Genomic DNA, 17,696 nt, shown 5'->3' with positions numbered 1-17,696 from the left:
CGCCCTACCGCGTGCTTCGAACATGCCGGTCATCGCGCAGCGGGAGCATAGCCGTCGACCGGAAGCACTTGACCTTGAAGTCGCTATAGGGTGTTCAATCAGATCAAGCCCGGCATGTCACCGCGTTTACTTGTTGCTCCGATGCAGTCTGGAGCCTCACGGATCGCATTACCGCGTGACGGCAATGAATTACTTGAAGAAGCGCGTGCAGCCAACGACGTCAGCCGTTCCCCGTAAGGACTCTCCGTGACCTTGATGCTTCGCTATGTAGTGCTCGCGCTGCTGTGGCCACTGGCCGCAGCAGCGGCTGATGATGTCGATGTGAAGACGACCTGGCGCTTGCTTGATTACGTGTCCGTGGACTACCGCGGCGCTGTCGCTGCTGGTGTTGTGACGCGTGCCGAGGAGTACGCCGAGATGACGGACTTCGCGGCGACGATTCAACGCAACATTGAAGCCCTGCCGGCCGGCGCTGGTCGCAATGCGCTGCTGTCAGGCGCCACGCAGCTCCGGAACGCTATCGCTAAGCGTGACGATGCCGACCGGGTTGCCACGCTGGCACGCGATCTGGCCGGGCAGCTGTTGGCGGCATATCCGATCTCGTTGTCACCGAAACAGCCGCCAGATCTGGCTCTCGGGCGGCAGCTGTATGCCGAGCACTGCGCCGGCTGCCATGGTGCCAGCGGCCACGGCGATGGTCCTCTGGCCACGCAGCTCGAACCCAGACCGGTGGCTTTCAGCGACGCCACCCGCGCTCGCGAGCGCAGCCTTTTTGCCCTCTATCAGGTCGTCACGCAGGGGCTGGACGGAACGGCCATGCCCAGCTTCGCGCAGCTCACAGATGCCGATCGCTGGGCGCTGGTGTTCACCGCTGGTCAGTTCGCCTATCCGGCGACAGACGCAGGCAAGGCGCTCTGGAACGGCGATGCCGCACTACGGAGACTGCTCCCTGACATGGACGCCCTGACGACGCTGACGCCAGCTGCGCTGGCCAGCACGATTGGGGCCGAGCGCGCTGGTGCGTTGACAGCCTATCTGCGTCGGCATCCGGAAGCAGTCGTGCTCTCCGATAGTGGGGTGCTGCGGCTGGCACACGAGCGCTTGGCTGCATCTTTGCTTGCCTACCGCGAGGGTGACACTGCGGAGGCCTCGCGCTTGGCCGTGTCGGCCTATCTCGATGGTTTCGAGCCGGTCGAGCCGCAGCTCTCCGCGCGTGACGCTGGCTTGCTACGGAAGATCGAAGGTGAAATGACAGCCTTGCGATCAAAAATTGGCGCGGGTGTCAGCGCCGATGACATGGCGATCCAGATCGAGACGCTGCAGCGGTCTCTGGACGCAGCTGAAACTGCCTTGGGGACGCAATCGGGTGCTGCCTCGTCGTTCGCCGGTGCGTTCACCATCCTCCTGCGTGAGGGGCTGGAGGCCCTGCTGATCGTTGTAGCTATGATCGCGTTCCTGCGCAAAGCCCAGCGCACGGAAGCGCTGCCGTATGTCCACGCCGGCACGCTGGTCGCACTGGCTGGCGGCGTGGCCACTTGGGCAGTTGCGACTTATCTTGTTGCCATCAGTGGTGCCAGTCGAGAACTGACCGAGGGCACGGCCGCATTATTCGCCGCTACGGTGCTGCTGTTTGTCGGTATCTGGATGCATGGCAAGAGCCAAGCCGGCGCTTGGCAGCAGTACATCAAGGAAAAGGTCAGTGCGGCGCTATCTCGTCGCTCCGGCTGGGTTTTGTTCACACTGGCTTTCGTGGTGGTTTACCGGGAGGTCTTCGAGACCATTCTGTTCTATGTCGCACTTTGGACGCAGGGCAATCATCAAGCGGTGCTGTCTGGCGCCGGTGCCGCAGTTCTGGCGCTTGCCGCGTTTACTTGGTTGCTACTGCGCGCCTCCAAGCGCTTGCCGATCGGTCTGTTCTTCTCCATCAGCGCTGTTCTGATGGCAGTCCTGGCCGTCGTGTTGACCGGTAAGGGCATCGCGGCGCTGCAGGAAGCCAATATATTGTCATCGCGGTTACTGAACCTGCCGCGGCTGGAGCTTCTGGGCGTGTATCCGACGCTGCAAGGCGTATTGGCGCAGGCTGCCTGCCTTGCCATCCTTGGCGCTGGCTTTCTATACAACCGTAACGCAGGCCGCAAAAAACTCGCATGACGGCCGATCGAGCAATGTCAGCGCGGACACATCGGTGAGCGTGTGTGCAGTCTTTGAGTGGACAAAAGACCGCGCATCTTCAGCGCTCACCAACGTCTTGAATCTCCGCTGTCCCGGAGCAGCAGCACTGCGGAGTTTTCCTCGTCCTGAGAACCGGAGGCATGGCGGGTGACGTCGGCTTCGAGGGCGACACCTACCGCTGCCGGCCTTTGAGAGGCTAGACGCTGCAACATGCTTGCGGAAACATGGCCCTCTATGAAATAGGCCAAATACTTTCCGACATGGCATCCAGTGAACTGCTCCGGGGTATGCAGGGACCGGCGTATCGGATGCAGCGTCTCCGGTTCGAATTGCTCGACGACAAAGCCGGCTTCCTCTAATTGCCGAATCCACCGGCCAACGCAGGCACAGTCGTGGGTCCGGTAGACGGCGATCTGGCGTTCTGCCGGCACTGGGAAAATTCGATCCCATTGCAATGCAACACCGGCGATCATGGCGGTCATCAATGCGAATGCACAGATCAGCTTCAGCCGGAGGACCAATTGCCGTTGAGTACGATTGTGCTCGGCCTGCTGATCCCGGCGAGGCTTTGACGCACGTCGATCGGAACGTCGGCTCACGATTGCTTCGGCTTGAACGCAATGTTGCCCATCAGGAACGCTCTTGGCGAAGCAGGCGCAGCCCATTGGCGACTACCAGCAGGCTCGCACCCATGTCGGCAAACACCGCCATCCACATCGTCGCGCTGCCGAAAATCGCCATCAGCAGAAATACCGTCTTGATGCCCAGTGCGAGGCTGATGTTCTGCCAGAGCACGGAATGGGTTTTGCGCGAAAGACGAACCGCCTCCGGGATGCGCCGCAGATCGTCGTTCATGATGACGACGTCGGCAGCTTCCATCGCCGTATCGGTGCCGGCGGCGCCCATCGCGATGCCGATATCGGCCTTGGCCAAGGCTGGAGCGTCGTTGATCCCGTCGCCGGTCATGGCCGTTGCGCCGTAGCGTTGTTGGAGCGCTTCGATAGCGCTGAGCTTATCTTCGGGGAGCAGATTCCCACGCGCATCGGCGATGCCGGCGGCTTCTGCAATCGTGCGCGCCGTTGCCGGATTGTCACCGGTCAGCATCACCGGCGTGATGCCCAGCTCTTTTAGCTCAGAGATGGCCGCGCGTGAACTTTCCTTGATCGTATCGGCAACGGCGAAAAGCGCGAGCACTTGAGACTCCGATGCCAGCAACGTAACCGTGCGTCCTTGGTTCTCGTGTGCTTCAAGCTGCGCTTCGAGTTCCGGACTGCAGAGTCCGCGTTCTTCGATCAAGCGATGATTGCCGAGAACGTAGCTTGCCCCGTCTATGTTGCCCTGTACGCCACGTCCGGCAAGCGCGGTGAAATCACGTACGGAACCCGGCTTCATCTGGAGCCCTTCGGCGATTGCCTTCGATACCGGATGATCGGAACGTGCGGCCAAGCTCGCCGCCAGCATCAGGCGTGATGCCTCATCCGCCTTGCTGAAGCCTGCAAACTCCACCAGCTTCGGCTTGCCCTCGGTAATGGTGCCGGTTTTATCGAGTGCAATCGCCTTGAGCTTGCGTGCTTCCTCCAGATAGGTGCCGCCCTTGATCAGAATGCCGCTGCGTGCCGCGCGCGCCAGTGCGCTGACGACCGTGACCGGCGTGGAAATCACTAACGCGCAGGGACACGCAATGACCAGCAGCACCAGCGCCTTGTAGAGCGCCTGCATCCAGCTCCAGCCCATCAGGAAGGGCATGGCCAGTGCAACGGCGAGCGCCAAGACGAATACGGCTGGGGTGTAGATCGCGGCGAAGCGATCGACGAAGCGTTGCGTTGGCGCACGTGAGCCTTGCGCCTGCTCGACAGCGTGGATGATGCGTGCCAGCGTCGTGTTGCTGGCTGCGGCCGTCACGCGGAATTCGAGTTCGGCGGTCTGGTTAATCGTGCCAGCGAAGACGGCATCACCGATGGTCTTGTCGACGGGAATGCTTTCGCCGGTCACTGGTGCCTGATCGATCGCGCTCATGCCGGCGGTGACCACGCCATCAAGCGCAACGCGCTCACCGGGTCGGATGCGGACGATGGCATCAAGAGGGACTTCGGCCGCCGGTACGGCTTTCCAGCTACCGTCCGGCTGGCGTATCTCGGCCTGCTCGGGCGCCAGCGCCATCAGGCTTTGGATAGCGTTGCGAGCGCGATCGAGCGAGCGAGCCTCGATTAACTCAGCGATGGCGTAGAGCGCCATCACCATTGCCGCCTCCGGCCACTGACCAATCGCGAAGGCGCCGGTCACGGCGACGCTCATCAATGCGTTGATGTTCAGGCGCCCTCGAAGCAGCGAGCTGAATCCTTTCTTGTAGGTGTCCAGACCGGCGAGCCAGATCGCTGCGGCAGCCAATGCCATCTCGACCCCTTTTCCCACCACGCTGTCGCCACCCAGGAAGAAGGCAAGGCCCTCTGCCACGGTGGCGAGCAGCAAGGCGACGACGAGGCGTGGGAGCCCGCCAGGCGCCGCTTCTGCATCGCGAGAATCGCGACCGGAATCAGTGCTGCTTCCCGGCGGCGCGACAGGCTGCGGTTCAAAACCTGCGCGCCGGATCGCCGCCAGCGCTTCGGCGATAACCGATTCAGGCGCCGTCATGGCCAGCGTGCGGGTGCCAAGTTGAAACCGCAGCGCTTGAATGCCCGAAATCGACTCAAGTGCGCGCCGTATCTCAGCCTCCTCCGAGGCGCAGTCCATGGTCGGGATGCGAAACACCGTTGCGTTGCCCGGCACAACTTCTTGCGAAGATTCGGTCGTGCAGTTCTTGCACGTATCAGTTGAATGGTCCATTGAATATTCCGACCAGAAACCGTGAATAACGAGAAGACGCTCGTAGCAAGCAACGCGCGAAGGAAGACGGCAGCAGCTAAGGCGCGAGGTCTGACGGCCCGCCGATCGGCAATGCCTGCTCGACCGGGCTGACGTAGATGTATCCACAGACGTGCGCATGATGGCCAACGCGACCGACCGTCCGGATGATCGACGTCACCGCGTCTACTTCCTCATCCTCGACGACCAACGAGAGCCGCACCTCGGAAATCACCAAGCCTCCGGCGTCTGCGGTGTAGTCCCGTTCGTTTTCGGTGATGGGTTTGAGCATGCCCCTGACATCCTGCAGCGTCAGGTTGCGGTAGCCGGCATCCGCCAGCGCTTGAACCACGTCTGCAGCGCGGACGTGGTGGATAAATGCCTTGACCAGTTTCATGGTGAAACCTCCTTGAAAGAAGGCGGCGGCGCCAAGCGCCGCCGTAATTTGAGAGGGCCTATGCGGGCAGTTCTTCGGCAGTCACCGCAGCGCGCTTCGGCCGGTACGCCATGCGATAGAGCCCCGGCAGGATCAGCAGCGTTAGCAACGTCGACGAAAGAATGCCGCCAATGACGACTGTCGCCAGCGGGCGCTGCACTTCGGCACCGGTGCCGGTGTTGAGCGCCATCGGCAGGAACCCGAGCGCCGCTACGAGCGCGACCATCAAGATCGGCCGCAGACGCAGCATCGCGCCTTCGCGAATCGCCTCATCCACGGTATCGCCCTTGGCAAGCCGGTCGCGGAAGGCCGAGACCATGACGACACCGGTCAGGACTGCGACGCCAGACAACGTGATGAATCCGACGCCCGCGGTGATCGACAGCGGAATGCCGCGCAACCACAAGGCAATCACGCCACCGGTCAGGGCCAAGGGCACGCCACTGAAGACGAGGGTGGCGTCCTTGGCGGAGCCGAAGGTCATCATCAGCAAGGCGAAGATCATCACTAACGTCAACGGCACCAGTAGCGACAGACGCTGCGTAGCGGACTGCAACTGTTCGAATGTGCCGCCGTAGTCGAGCCAGTAGCCGGAGGGCAGCTTGACCTGCTGCGCAACCTTCTCACGCACCTCGGTGACGAAACCGCCGAGATCGCGGCCACGTACGTTTGCGGACACGACCAACCGGCGCTTGCCGTTCTCGCGACTGATCTGGTTCGGTCCCGGTGCGAGGTTCAGCGTGGCGACTTCACCGAGCGGCACGTAACCGCCCTCCGGCAGCCGTACCGGCAACCGCTCCAGCGCGCGCAGATCGCTGCGAAGATGCTCGGGCAGGCGCACGACCAGTGAGAAGCGCTGATCGCCTTCGAAGAGCTGTCCCGCTTCCTCGCCCCCCGTCGCGGCGGCGAGCGTGTCCTGCACGTCGGCGACGTTGAGTCCGTAGCGGTACAGCGCGGCGCGATTGGCGTCCACCGAGAGCACCGGCAGACCGGCGACCTGTTCGACCTTGACGCCTTCCGCGCCGGGCACGGTGTTGAGCACCTTGGCAATCGCATTGCCGGCTTTCAGTAGCTGGTCGAGGTCGTCGCCGTACACCTTGATGCCAAGGTCCGAACGCACGCCGGAAATCAGCTCATTGAAGCGCAGCTGGATGGGCTGACTGATTTCGTAGGCATTGCCGGGAATGCTCTCCAGGCGCTCCTCGATTTCCTTGGCCAACTGGGCCTTGGTCTTCTTCGGGTCTGGCCAGTCCTTACGCTCCTTGAGCATCACGTAGCCGTCGGAGATATTCGGCGGCATCGGGTCTGTGGCTACCTCTGCGGTGCCGACGCGTGCGAAGTACGTCTTCACCTCCGGCATGGCCTTGATCGCGTGCTCGATCTGGAACTGCATTTCCAGCGACTGCGATAGGCTTGTGCCGGGAATACGCAGGGCCTGTACCGCGATGTCGCCCTCGTCGAGGCTCGGAATGAACTCAGAGCCCATGCGCGACGCCAGTACGCCGCAGAGCAGCACCAGCATGACGGCACCAGCGAGGAAGGCCACGCGCAGCCGCAGCGCCGTTTCCAGCACCGGCGCATAGACGCGTTTTGCGGTGCGGACGATGAGGTTTTCCTTCTCTTCGATGTGCCCGCGCAACAACAGCGCGACGGCGGCCGGAACAAAGGTCAGCGACAGCGCGAGCGCCGCGAGCAGCGCCATGATCACGGCGAGCGCCATCGGGCGGAACATCTTGCCCTCGACGCCCGTCAGCGCGAGCAGCGGCAGATTGACGAGGATGACCACGAGCACGCTGACCAGACTTGGCGTGAACACTTCGCGTGTCGCGGTGAAGACGGCATGCAGGCGCTCGTCCAGCGTCAACAGACGCTTCTCGCGATGCTGGCGTTCGGCAAGGCGCAGGATGCAGTTCTCAACGATGATGACTGCGCCATCGACGATCAGGCCGAAGTCGAGCGCACCTAAACTCATGAGGTTGGCACTGACCTTCGTCTCCACCATGCTGGTCATCAGCATCAACATGGACAACGGAATGACCATCGCGGTCAGCAGTGCGGCGCGGACGTTTCCGAGCATCAGCAGCAACACGACAACGACCAGAACCGCACCTTCGAGCAGGTTCTTCTGTACGGTGGCGATGGTCTTGTCGACCAGCACGGTGCGGTCGTAGACCGGCTCGGCGGTCACACCTTCCGGTAAGGTCTTGTCGATCTCTGCGAGCTTGGCCGATACCGCGCTCGATACCGTGCGGCTGTTCTCGCCGATCAGCATGACAGCCGTACCGAGCACGGCCTCCTCGCCGTCGCGCGTGGCGGCGCCGGTGCGCAACTGTTTGCCGAAGCCGACCTCTGCGACGTCGCGTACGGTAATCGGGACGCCACTGCGGTGCGCGACGATGATGCGCTCAATCGCTGGAATGTCGGCGACCTGCCCCGGAGCACGGATCAGATACTGCTCGCCGTTCTTCTCGATGTAGCCGGCGCCAATATTGGCGTTGTTCTTTTCAAGCGCCTGCACCACATCGTCGAATGACAAGCCGTAAGCCAGCAAGCGCGCCGGATCGGGCGTCACATGGAACTGCTTCTCGAAGCCGCCGATGGTGTTGACCTCGGTCACGCCCGGCACTTGTCGAAGCTGTGGCCGGATCACCCAGTCCTGCAACGTACGCAGGGCGGTGGCATCCCAAGGCTGTCCGTTTGCCTGTCGCGCCTTTTCATCGGCGTGGACCGTGTAGAGGAAGATCTCGCCCAGACCCGTAGCAATCGGCCCCATCTGCGGCTCGATTCCCGAAGGCATCTGGCTCTTGGCCTGCTGCAGTCGCTCGTTGACGAGATTGCGAGCGAAGTAGATGTCGGTGTCATCGTCAAAGACGACCGTCACCTGAGACAGGCCGTACCGGGACATCGAGCGCGTGTATTCGAGATGCGGTAGACCCGCGATAGCTGTCTCGACGAGATAGGTAATGCGTTGCTCGACTTCGAGCGGTGAATAGCCCTCGGCTTGAGTATTGATTTGCACCTGAACATTGGTGATGTCCGGTACGGCGTCGATGGGTAGCCGCTGGTAGCTCCAGATGCCGGCCGCGACGATGCCGACAACAAGAAACATCACGACCCAGCGGCGCGCGATAGAAAAACGCAGGAGTGCGTCAATCATGGGAGTGCTCCGGATGTGAGGGCGCTTTAGTCTTCATGTGCGGCCTCGCCCTTACCGAGTTCGGCCTTGAGAATGAAGCTGTTGCGTGCCGCATAGCGTTCGCCGGCACGAAGACCACCGACGAGTTCGGTGTACTCGCTATCGTTACGGCCGAGCTGTACTGGGCGCGCCTCAAAACCCTCGCCCTCGCTGACAAAGACGACGCTGCGGTCTTCGAGGGTTTGCAACGCTGTGTTGCGTACGGCCAGCGGCACCTGCGTTTCGGCCAAGGTGACCTCGGCCGTTACATACAGGCCCGGGGCCCAGCGACGATCCGCATTGTCGAGCAGCACGCGTGCGGTCAGCGTCTGATTGCTGCTGCTGCCGAACGGTGCGACATAGACGACTTTGCCGTCGGTGGACATGCCCGTATCGTTGCTATGGACCTTCACTTGTTGGCCAACGTGCACCTTGGCCACGTCGCGCGGGAACAGCGACAGCTCGATCCAGACGGTCGACAGATCGGCCACGGTAAACAGCAGCTTGTCGCCGGTCTGCTCGCCGGGATTGGCATTCCGCGTGGTGACGACGCCTGCGAGCGGCGCAACAACCGCGTACGTCTGCAGGCTCTCATTGCTTTCTACCGTGGCGAGGGCTTCGCCCTGTCGCACGGTGTCGCCGACCTTCTTGTCGACGCTGCGGATCACACCGGGATAACGCGCGGCGACCTCGCGGACGCGCTCGGCGTTCGGTGCGATCACGCCGTACAGCGGCAGCGTCTCGCGAATGGACGCAGGCTGGGCTTCGGCCAATTCGATGCCGGCGGTCGCGATTTGCTCCGCCGTCAGTTTCAGTCCGCCGTGTTCATCCCCGTGGCCTTCTTCACCGTGACCGGCGGCCTCTTGGCTCTCGACTTGACCGGCTTCTGGAGACTTAGCGGGCGCATCGGCGGCCTGCGGCTCGGATCGGCCACAGGCGGTGAGCGTCAACAACAACATCGTTGCAGCAAACAGGTGGGTGTTCATGGTTCGGAATCTCGATTAGGGGTTCGTGCCAATAAGTGGAGCGTTCGTCAGCCTCTCGATTTCGGCACGCAGCACGTGGGCATCAGCCGCGGTTTCGATGAGGGTGCCCTGCAGGGCAAGGAACTCACGTTGCGCATCGACCAGTTCGAGGTAGCTGTAGCGCCCACGCTGGTAGGCATATTCGGTTTCCTTCAGCGCTTCCTCGGTTCGCGGCACGATGTCGCGAGACAGCGTCTCGGCCTCGGCGACGGTGCGGACGAGTTGGCGATGCAGCTCATAGAGCGTCGCTTCCGCCTTTACCTGCGCAACGCGGCGTTCGGCATCGACCAGCTCGCGATTGGCTTTGGCCTCGGCCACGAAGCTTTCTGCGCGACGGCCGCTGAACAGTGGAACCGACAGCGAGGCGACGAAGGCCTCATCCTTCGTGGCTTCCAGACGCCGGATGCCGGCGCCAAACGTGACATCGGGCCGGCGCTGGCTCACGGCAAGCCGAAGCTCGGCGTCACGTAAGCGGGCCTCGGAGGCAAACCGCAGCAGATCGGGATTCGACGACAGGCGCGCGACGAGCGTGGGGAACTCGCCGGGGTCTGGCAGCGTAAATAGGTTCGCCTGGACGTCGCCGATGACGCGACCGGCGATCATCGGCTGTGAGTCACCCCATGTCGCGGAGAGCTGCTTGCGTGCGCTGTCGAGTTCGGCGACGGCACGTCGTTCGTCGAGACGCGTTCGATCAAGCGCAATGCGCGCGCGGTCGAATTCGGCATGCGGCGACTTGGCCGCCTTGACGCGCATTTCCGATCCCTCGACCGTTTTCTGCGCCAGTTCGACGGCGCTACGGGCAAGCCGCAGCTGTTCCTGCCCGGCCGCCACAGCGATGAACCGGCGCGTGACCTCGGCCAGAACGTCGAGCTGGCGCGCTTGGCGCTCGATATCCAGCGAACCGCGCCCGGCCTGCGCCGCGCCCAAGCGCGCATCGCGCTTACCGCCTAGCTCAATGACCTGAGACAGCGCGAAAGTGTATTCGGCAGCATCGGTGCCTTTCGTCTCTCCCGAACCGAAGATGTTTTCGGCACCAAGAGAAACTTCCGGCGCGGGACGCAGCCCAGCCTGTTGGCTGCGTGCATCCTGCGCCTTGAACGCAAACGAAAAGGTCTGCAACTCGGGATTGCCGGCCAGCGCGGCATCGATCGCCTGACGCAAGGTGAGCGCCTGCGTAGGCTCTGCCGCCTGAGCGGAGAACATCGTGAACAGCAAAAGCATCGAACACGCGCGCAATGCGCGTGCGGGGTAAAGCCTCATGGAAACCTCCCGTCGGCACCGCGCTTGGAATGGCGGCGCCTGAATGGAGCCGCGCACCAGCAGCAGTGCGACGGCGAACGCTTAGGGAATCAGCGGGAGGTAAGAGGCGGCGGGCCGCGCAGCGGCGGCAGCAGAACGCGCGACGCGGACGGAGCAACCGGCGTCGAGGAGGGCGGAGTGAGGCGAATTGGCGTCCGCAGCAATGCCCAGAGCAGGAGTGCGGCGAGCAGTACAGGCGGAAAATCGAAGCCGGGCTGACTCGCCTTGAATAGCGCTTCATCCGACAGGGAAACGTCCTGATCCTGATGCGGGGCTGACACACCCGGTTCACTGCCGTGATGGATGCCGATGTCCAGCAGATGGATGCTGGCGGGCGGCTCATTGCCGTCAAAGCACAGGTGCAGATGAGCCCCTTCCACACGCAGCAGCAGCAGGACGCAGAGAAGCGTCAGCAGCCACGATTGGAGGCGGGGATCACGGATCATGTCGGCAAGGCTATCAGATCAGTATGAACTCGTACCCATAAGGGCTGGGCGTGCGCGGATTAAACACCCTGTAGTAACTTCAGGGTCAAGCGCTACTGGGAACCCCTCATGACCACTCTGAAAATCGGCGAACTGGCTCAGGCACTGGAAGTCCCCGTGGAGACCGTCCGGTATTACGAGCGTGAGCAACTGCTGCAAAAGCCAGCCCGCACTGGCGGCAACTATCGACTCTACACGCCGCAGGATCGGGAGCGGCTTGAATTCATCCTGCATTGCCGAGCGCTGGACATGACGCTTCAGGAAATCCGCCACCTGCTGAAGTTGCGGGACGATCCCGAACACGGTTGCGAAGAGGTCAATGCCCTTCTGGATGCGCACATCGAACATGTCGCAGACCGCATGCGAGTGTTGCGCCGACTGCAATCGGAGCTAAAGGCAATTCGAGCCCGCTGCGATACGCCGACTACAACCAAAGACTGTGGCGTACTCCGAGAGCTGTCAGCCGCGTCACCTACGCGGTCCACCTCGAAAAGTCACGTTGGGCGAACGCGCTGTGCGAACTGAAAAGAGCGCTTGAGTGCGTTGTGGGTTCAACCGCGCAAGCAGCTGCTAGAAGCTGCGCAGCTTCTATGGCAATGGGGTGCAGTTAGCTTGGCATTGGCTGCGCAACCCGCTGGCAATACGCACCACCCTGGGGCGGCAGGGTCAGCGAGCCCGCCGATTCACGGCCGAAGTGGGCGAGCAAGCCAAATGCATCGGCCTCTGGAACACCTGCGTCATTCGACAGCAGCGTGCGCAGCCCTTCTTCCGGAAGCAGGTTGTCGAAATACCACTGCACCGGCCGCTGGCTGGACCCGTCGCGATGAAGCAAGCTTCGCCGCGAAAGCGCGGGCGATAGATCGAACGCCTCGCCGCTGGCTTGCCATTCCGGGGCGTACTCAAACTCCCAGATGTCATCCTGTTCGCGTAGCTGGCCGACCCTATGGCCGCCCGCGAAAACTTCGAGGGCGCGCGCCATCAGCGCTTGTTCTCGCGCACGGAAGCTGTACCCGACTTGGCATCTTCCTGCCGCAGGCGGTTCAATACGGCTTCTACGTTATCGGGTACGTCTGCAGCCAGCCGAATCCCTAGTTCATCGAGCAGGCGAAGGACGTGGCCGATCTGTGCTGTTTCCTTGCCGCGTTCGACATGGCGCACGAACACGGGACCCGCCGTCGGCAAGTCGTCCATGCGGATTTTTCCCGCTTTCCGCGCGGCGCGGATCAGCAGACCCAGATCTTGTGTATTGGTAATGGGAACGCGCATAAAATCGATCACCTCTGATCGATTTTTGGCGCGCACGACACGCCTGTCAATAAAATCGATTCGCTCGAATCGATTGGCCTTCGTGCTCATGAGTATCGGCCGGAACGGAGGTCAATGATCGATCCGTCGGTTCGCCGTTTTTTGGCGAGCCGTCGGGCGGTCGTTGATCTCCGAGACGGTCAAAATAGCCTCGCCTCGGGAGCTGGGCAAATGGCCCAGCTCCCGAGCCTCACGGCGGCGAGTGTGGGGTGTGGGGCAAAGCCCCACGGTTTTGTTGGACTGGCAGGGGCATCCGCGATGCGGTAGCCCCTGCTGCTAGAGCAGTCTGTAGGACTGCTCTAGATGTTCTGAAGCGCCGGGCGGCTGCGGCACGCATCCGGGCGGGTACAGAACAGTCCGGGCGGATATGGAATGAGGTCGGGCGTCAACGGAACGCCGTGCCGTGAATCATATGGCCCTTAGTCTCCGGGACTGAAATCCACTAAGTTGATTCGATCCGAGAGGAGCGAGATGCCAAGTCGCGCGAGACCATCGGCGTCCCGGCGCAATTCATAGCGACGTTTTCTCAACGTTGCATCAGCCTGGGCGCCGCAGACAGCTTCAATCACAGTATCGATGTACCAACCTCCGGTTGGTTGCCGTTGCCGATGATGGGTGAGCAGCCATCGTGCAACCGCTTGTCCAATCCCTGTTGAGAGCCGCGCCACAAGGCCGGGGTCGTAGTACCGCCGGATGTCCTTGTCGAGGAATTCTTGAACGACTCGCCCCAGCTGAATCGTCCACCGAACTCGGCATTCACCGGCGAGAGCGCCGGTCAGGATTTCCCCATCAACGCGGTACCTTGCGATATCGTTGATGATGCCTCCAAGCGCTTGAACTCTTGGAGTGTAAATCTCCACGACAGCTTCTCGTAATTCTGTTGCCAATTGCCACATCTGCTGATGGCTGTAGCGATCCGAAAGTACCCGCCGCAGCTGCGACGCATCGACATCAATGACGTGAGCTTCGATCTCCTTCGTTTGGGGATTCCTATGCGGCTTTGCATGCCGCAAGATGCCTTCATAGAGGTCGGCATGTCGTTGTCCCAATCGGCCGGAAACGATCAGGCGGCCATGCTCAGTTTCGATGGTGGCTTTGTTGAGACGCTGAGGCCGGATGGTGGCTTGGAACATCCGCACTCTGGCCGGCACTGCCGTGGTCGTCGGATTCCGTTCGCGCAGCGCTGCCATCAAGTGCCTCGTGATGCGGTGCGATACTTTTCCGATCGCATGGCAATGTCGAGGGCGGACGGCTCTCTGCCGCTGTGATGCTTAACCCGTCGTTTTCCTGAGCTTGCTTTCAGCTGCAGGTTTGGATCAGGTAGTAAGACCCCGCCCGGATGCCGGCGCAGCCATTTTTCAGCGGTTGGCGCGCCATAGTTCACTTTCGAAAGCCCGAACTTTACGAAGTGCCCGCGTTGCTCAGGATCAACGTCGAGTTCCTTTGCAGTCTCTGCGGTCATTCCGATCAGATAGGCCTGCCATCGGATGTTATCGGTCAAAACTGACGCACCGCGGCTGGCCTGCTGCTGATCGCCATGTCCGTTCAGGGCTGCGGCCTTGGCAGCGTGATGCAGAAAGATGATCGTGCAGCCGGACTCGGCTGCGATGGCTTCAAGTCTGGCAACAACTTCCGCCATCTCCCCTGAGTGATTTTCATCGGCACGGTGGAATCGCCGCAGCGTGTCGATCACCAACAGGCGACGGCCATCAGCAACCTTGCGAATCTCGCTGCGCCAGTGGTCATCATTCAGGTCGGGCATCGTCCCAACAAGCGGATGAATCGAAATCCGTTCGCGGGCCATTTCGTACTGCTCCGCAGTCAGATGCGACTTGAGTGCGTGCAGTCGATGTTGAATCGCGATGTCCGGGTCTTCCGCCGGCATATATGTGACCGGTCCCGTACCCCATTCGCCGCCGAGCCCAATCAAATCGTTCGCGCTGGCGACCAACAGCAACAGCTGCAGGATCAGCATCGACTTGCCCATGCCACCCGGAGAAACAAGAGCCCCGACTGTTCCAGCCAGCAGGCCTGGCAGCACGTAGTCGAGGGGTGGCGGTGATTCATCCCAATCTGGCCACTGCAGTGAGCGAAGCGTCATGGCGTGCCCAATCTGCTTACTTGGCCACAGCTTTTCGCCCTTTGGCGAAAGCATGTGCTATCCGTTCTTTTGACCGGCCTGCGTGCGGTTTCTCTTCGGCGCGCGGCTGGTTTCCCGGTTCGACCGGATCGGCTGGCTGCTGATTGAGAGAAAGTTGAACGCGTTCTTCGATCTCGACCAGATAGCGGCGCAGGCTATCGACATGAACCTGGAGCCGTCCGCGGTTGCCGCCCATCTTCACTACTGCGAACGCAAGCGGTGCGGGGGAGCGCGGATGCGCGCGATTTCTAATCGTCTGTGGTGCGAGTCCCACGAGATGGGCGACTGCCCCGACGGGGACGAACGCTCGCCCCGCCGCGATTTCGGCAAGAAGAGCAAGAGATGTGGGAGTTGGCGGCGACTGCATATAGGCACCTGACAGTGATCCCCGACGTGCGGGAAGAGGCGTTGTCTTTCACTGTCCTGTGCCGCTGCTCACTGAGCCGCGACGCCCTCAATCTGCCATAGCTCCCGTTGCTATACAACTCGATTGTTCCGGGACTTGCGGCTCACTGTGAGATAACGACTTTCTCTTCCTGGCCGCCCTGAAATTACCGGCGCTCCCGGTTGTCCTGCGCATCCCGAATGGTTGCAATTTTGGTTGCAGGATCGTTGCTCAAACACGGGATGGGCGGTACCATAGGGACGTAGCAATCACTCCTAAGTCTTTGTTTTATTGTCGGAGTGAGGCTGAACGATTATGTTCTGGTAAGACGTGGAAAGCGTTCGCAATGCGAAGGTCGGGAGTTCGATCCTCCTCCGCTCCACCATTCGACAAGCTGTTCAAAGGACCGCGCTTCTTGCGCGGTTTTTTGTTGGGCGGCTTTCTGGCGGCGGCAGCAGGCAGCTTTCCGGAAAATCAGTAAAAATACCGGCCTCATGTCCCGACGCTTTCACCGTCTGCAGCTGCTGCTTGCCGTGCTGGCCTGGCTGGCGCAGCTGTGGCTGCCGGTGGCGCATGCCACCATGGCGCGTGGCGCCGATGGGACCGGCAGCTGGTGCGGAAGCTCGCCGGCGTATGCCGCGCAGCTGGCGCAGCTCCCTGCCGAGATTCGCCTGCTGCTGGATCAGCAGGCCCCGCACAACCCGTCGGCGCAGGACTGCACACATTGCGGGGTGCCCTCGACGGCTGCGGCGCTGCCGCCGGTAGCCTTCACCCTGATTCTGCGCGCGGCCGGGCTCGAAACGCTTCCGGCCGCCGTCATTCCCGCCCAGCGCGCCTCGCTGGGCGCGCCTCCACCCGCACGCGGGCCACCGCAGTCCTCCTGAAGCCTCGTCCGCATTGAGCGGCGGTGTCCTTCGACGCCGCCATCTTGAAGGCTTGCGGCCGCGTCGTGACGCGGCCAGGAGACTCAAACCATGATCCCGTTTGTCATGCCGGCGGCCCGGTGCCGCTGCACTTCGTTTGCTTTTGCCTGGGGCCGGCCTGCTGCCGGCGTTCTGACACTCATCGACGGAGCCTCGCGCCATGAGTGTCGCTGAGAAGACTGATGCCGGGCTCGCGCGCCGTGGCACCGCCAGCGACTGGACGCGCGGTCTGAAGACGCGCACCGCCAATGCCCTGCGCGCGCATGGCTTCACCTCGCGCGAGCAGGTGGAGGCCACGCCGCTGCGGCGCCTGCGGCGCATCAACAATCTCGGCGAGCATTCGCTGGATGATCTGTTGCGCTGGCTGTCCGCCAAGCCGCGCCGCACAGCCGCAGCCAGCCTGCAGCTGCAGGTGCTTTTCTAGCGCCTCTGAGGTGCAAGACATGGGCTGGCGGGCGGATGCCAGCCCTGTCTTCACGCGGCCTCCGGGAAGCGTGGCAAAGCCGCGCTGCTTTGAAGCGGGATGCAAAAAGGTCATGGATGAGCTTTTGCATCCTCGCTGTGTAAATCTCCGCAGACTGCAGCTGTTCGCTGCGCAAATCTCGACAGAACTTTCTCCGTCGCTGCGGCGCGGCGTCATGACCCGCAAAAAACGCGCATGACATCAGGCGTTTGAAGCGATCGCGCAGCTGGCACGCTTGCTGCTCTGAACCTTGCTCCCAAGCATCTTTCGAGCATTGGTTCGCACCGTGAGCAGTTTCGCCGATCATGATTCCGAGGATTACGGCTGGCGTCGCCGCCGTCATCTGCCCTCGCCACCGCTGACGCCGCCGCTGGTGGCGATCCCCCTGTCGCAAGTGCGCAGCGCGCAGGATGAACTCGCGCCGCCGCGCAAGCGCAAGGCCTTGCCGCTGATCGCCGCCGTGGCGGTGTTCGCGCATGTGCTGCTCGGCATTTATCTGAGCCAGGCGCAGGACGCGCGCGCGAAGATCAAGAAGCACCTGGTGCAACTGGAATTCACGCAGCCCAAGCCGCCGGAGCCCAAGCTGCAGGAGCCACCCAAGCCGCCGCCCAAGCCCAGGAGCGAAACGCCGCCACCGCCACTGCCCGTAGCCACGCCGACGGTGTCCAGCGAACCGGTAGCCGCCGGCGAGCCGGTGGCCGCCGTGGAGCCACCGCCGCCGCCACCGGCGCCAGAGCCGCTCACCGCGCCCGTCGGTCGCGCCGGCTATCTCAACAATCCCGCGCCTGCATATCCGGCGATGGCCGCGCGCATGGGCTGGGAAGGCAGCGTGCTGCTCAAGGTGCATGTGCTCGCCGACGGTCATCCCGACCTCGTCGAGATCAAGCAGTCCAGCGGGCACAAGGTGCTGGACGACTCGGCGCTGAACGCGGTGAAGCAGTGGTCGTTCACGCCGGCCAAGCGCGGCAGCACGCCGGTCGATGGCTGGGTGACCGTGCCCATCGACTTCGCAGTCTCGGGTTGAAGGCTTGCGCCGTTTGCCGCATT

Annotated in this window: 17 protein-coding genes; 6 read left to right on the top strand and 11 right to left on the bottom strand. The window is 62.3% G+C overall.

Annotation, left to right across the window (positions count from 1 at the left end; translation table 11 throughout):
* The first annotated feature begins 255 nt into the window (after window positions 1-255).
* Window positions 256-2,151, top strand: a complete 1,896-nt coding sequence (locus BMY12_RS06560; protein WP_051277964.1) for an FTR1 family protein — start codon at window positions 256-258, stop codon at window positions 2,149-2,151.
* A gap of 86 nt (window positions 2,152-2,237) precedes the next feature.
* Here BMY12_RS06560 and BMY12_RS06555 read toward each other — a convergent pair whose 3' ends face one another.
* The 7 genes from BMY12_RS06555 to BMY12_RS19920 all read right to left on the bottom strand — a co-directional run bounded on the left by BMY12_RS06555 (window position 2,238) and on the right by BMY12_RS19920 (window position 11,394).
* Window positions 2,238-2,771, bottom strand: coding sequence for a DUF411 domain-containing protein (locus BMY12_RS06555; RefSeq protein WP_161628851.1), 534 nt, complete (start codon window positions 2,769-2,771; stop codon window positions 2,238-2,240).
* A gap of 31 nt (window positions 2,772-2,802) precedes the next feature.
* Complete coding sequence (locus BMY12_RS06550) at window positions 2,803-4,995, bottom strand: heavy metal translocating P-type ATPase (RefSeq protein ID WP_084615640.1); 2,193 nt, start codon at window positions 4,993-4,995, stop codon at window positions 2,803-2,805.
* 76 nt (window positions 4,996-5,071) lie between these two features.
* On the bottom strand, window positions 5,072-5,410 hold the full coding sequence (locus BMY12_RS06545) for a P-II family nitrogen regulator (protein ID WP_028006869.1): 339 nt from the start codon (window positions 5,408-5,410) through the stop codon (window positions 5,072-5,074).
* A gap of 58 nt (window positions 5,411-5,468) precedes the next feature.
* Window positions 5,469-8,606 carry an efflux RND transporter permease subunit gene (locus BMY12_RS06540; RefSeq protein ID WP_028006870.1) on the bottom strand — a complete coding sequence of 1,046 codons (3,138 nt, stop codon included), beginning with the start codon at window positions 8,604-8,606 and terminating at the stop codon, window positions 5,469-5,471.
* Window positions 8,607-8,632: 26 nt separating this feature from the next.
* Complete coding sequence (locus BMY12_RS06535; RefSeq protein WP_043112093.1) at window positions 8,633-9,610, bottom strand: efflux RND transporter periplasmic adaptor subunit; 978 nt, start codon at window positions 9,608-9,610, stop codon at window positions 8,633-8,635.
* Window positions 9,611-9,625: 15 nt separating this feature from the next.
* Window positions 9,626-10,909, bottom strand: coding sequence for a TolC family protein (locus tag BMY12_RS06530; protein ID WP_093283647.1), 1,284 nt, complete (start codon window positions 10,907-10,909; stop codon window positions 9,626-9,628).
* 89 nt (window positions 10,910-10,998) lie between these two features.
* Window positions 10,999-11,394: a hypothetical protein gene (locus tag BMY12_RS19920; RefSeq protein WP_143068868.1), complete on the bottom strand. Its 396-nt coding sequence runs from the start codon at window positions 11,392-11,394 to the stop codon at window positions 10,999-11,001.
* Window positions 11,395-11,502: 108 nt separating this feature from the next.
* On the opposite strand from BMY12_RS19920, the gene cadR reads away from it, so the two are divergent.
* Window positions 11,503-11,958, top strand: coding sequence for a Cd(II)/Pb(II)-responsive transcriptional regulator (cadR, locus tag BMY12_RS06525; RefSeq protein ID WP_084615644.1), 456 nt, complete (start codon window positions 11,503-11,505; stop codon window positions 11,956-11,958).
* 82 nt (window positions 11,959-12,040) lie between these two features.
* On the opposite strand, the gene BMY12_RS06520 is transcribed toward cadR, so the two are convergent.
* The 4 genes from BMY12_RS06520 to BMY12_RS06505 all read right to left on the bottom strand — a co-directional run bounded on the left by BMY12_RS06520 (window position 12,041) and on the right by BMY12_RS06505 (window position 14,839).
* Complete coding sequence (locus BMY12_RS06520) at window positions 12,041-12,412, bottom strand: HipA N-terminal domain-containing protein (protein WP_028006872.1); 372 nt, start codon at window positions 12,410-12,412, stop codon at window positions 12,041-12,043.
* Entirely contained in the window at window positions 12,412-12,789 is a 378-nt protein-coding gene (locus BMY12_RS20245) for a helix-turn-helix domain-containing protein (protein ID WP_177188878.1), read from the bottom strand. The genes BMY12_RS06520 and BMY12_RS20245 overlap by 1 nt, the downstream gene beginning before the upstream one ends.
* Window positions 12,790-13,157: 368 nt before the next feature.
* Window positions 13,158-13,928, bottom strand: coding sequence for a hypothetical protein (locus BMY12_RS06510; protein WP_093283644.1), 771 nt, complete (start codon window positions 13,926-13,928; stop codon window positions 13,158-13,160).
* A complete protein-coding gene (locus BMY12_RS06505; RefSeq protein WP_084615645.1) occupies window positions 13,928-14,839 on the bottom strand; it encodes a helicase RepA family protein in 912 nt (303 codons plus the stop codon). Before BMY12_RS06505 ends, BMY12_RS06510 begins: the two co-directional genes overlap by 1 nt.
* An 82-nt stretch (window positions 14,840-14,921) precedes the next feature.
* Between BMY12_RS06505 and BMY12_RS06500 the strand changes: the two genes are divergently transcribed.
* From BMY12_RS06500 to BMY12_RS20795, 4 genes are all read left to right on the top strand, one after another.
* Complete coding sequence (locus BMY12_RS06500) at window positions 14,922-15,257, top strand: hypothetical protein (protein ID WP_028006874.1); 336 nt, start codon at window positions 14,922-14,924, stop codon at window positions 15,255-15,257.
* Between the two features lie 500 nt (window positions 15,258-15,757).
* On the top strand, window positions 15,758-16,147 hold the full coding sequence (locus BMY12_RS06495; protein WP_093283642.1) for a hypothetical protein: 390 nt from the start codon (window positions 15,758-15,760) through the stop codon (window positions 16,145-16,147).
* Between the two features lie 199 nt (window positions 16,148-16,346).
* A complete protein-coding gene (locus BMY12_RS06490; RefSeq protein WP_093283639.1) occupies window positions 16,347-16,610 on the top strand; it encodes a hypothetical protein in 264 nt (87 codons plus the stop codon).
* A 325-nt stretch (window positions 16,611-16,935) separates the two neighbouring features.
* The gene (locus BMY12_RS20795) at window positions 16,936-17,673 is read left to right on the top strand and encodes an energy transducer TonB (protein WP_218140109.1); all 738 of its coding nucleotides are present in this window, start codon (window positions 16,936-16,938) and stop codon (window positions 17,671-17,673) included.
* Window positions 17,674-17,696 lie beyond the last annotated feature (23 nt).

This window comes from Solimonas aquatica (genome assembly GCF_900111015.1).
GTDB classification, from domain to species: Bacteria; Pseudomonadota; Gammaproteobacteria; order Nevskiales; family Nevskiaceae; genus Solimonas; species Solimonas aquatica.
This window is presented reverse-complemented; position numbering and strand designations above follow the sequence as displayed.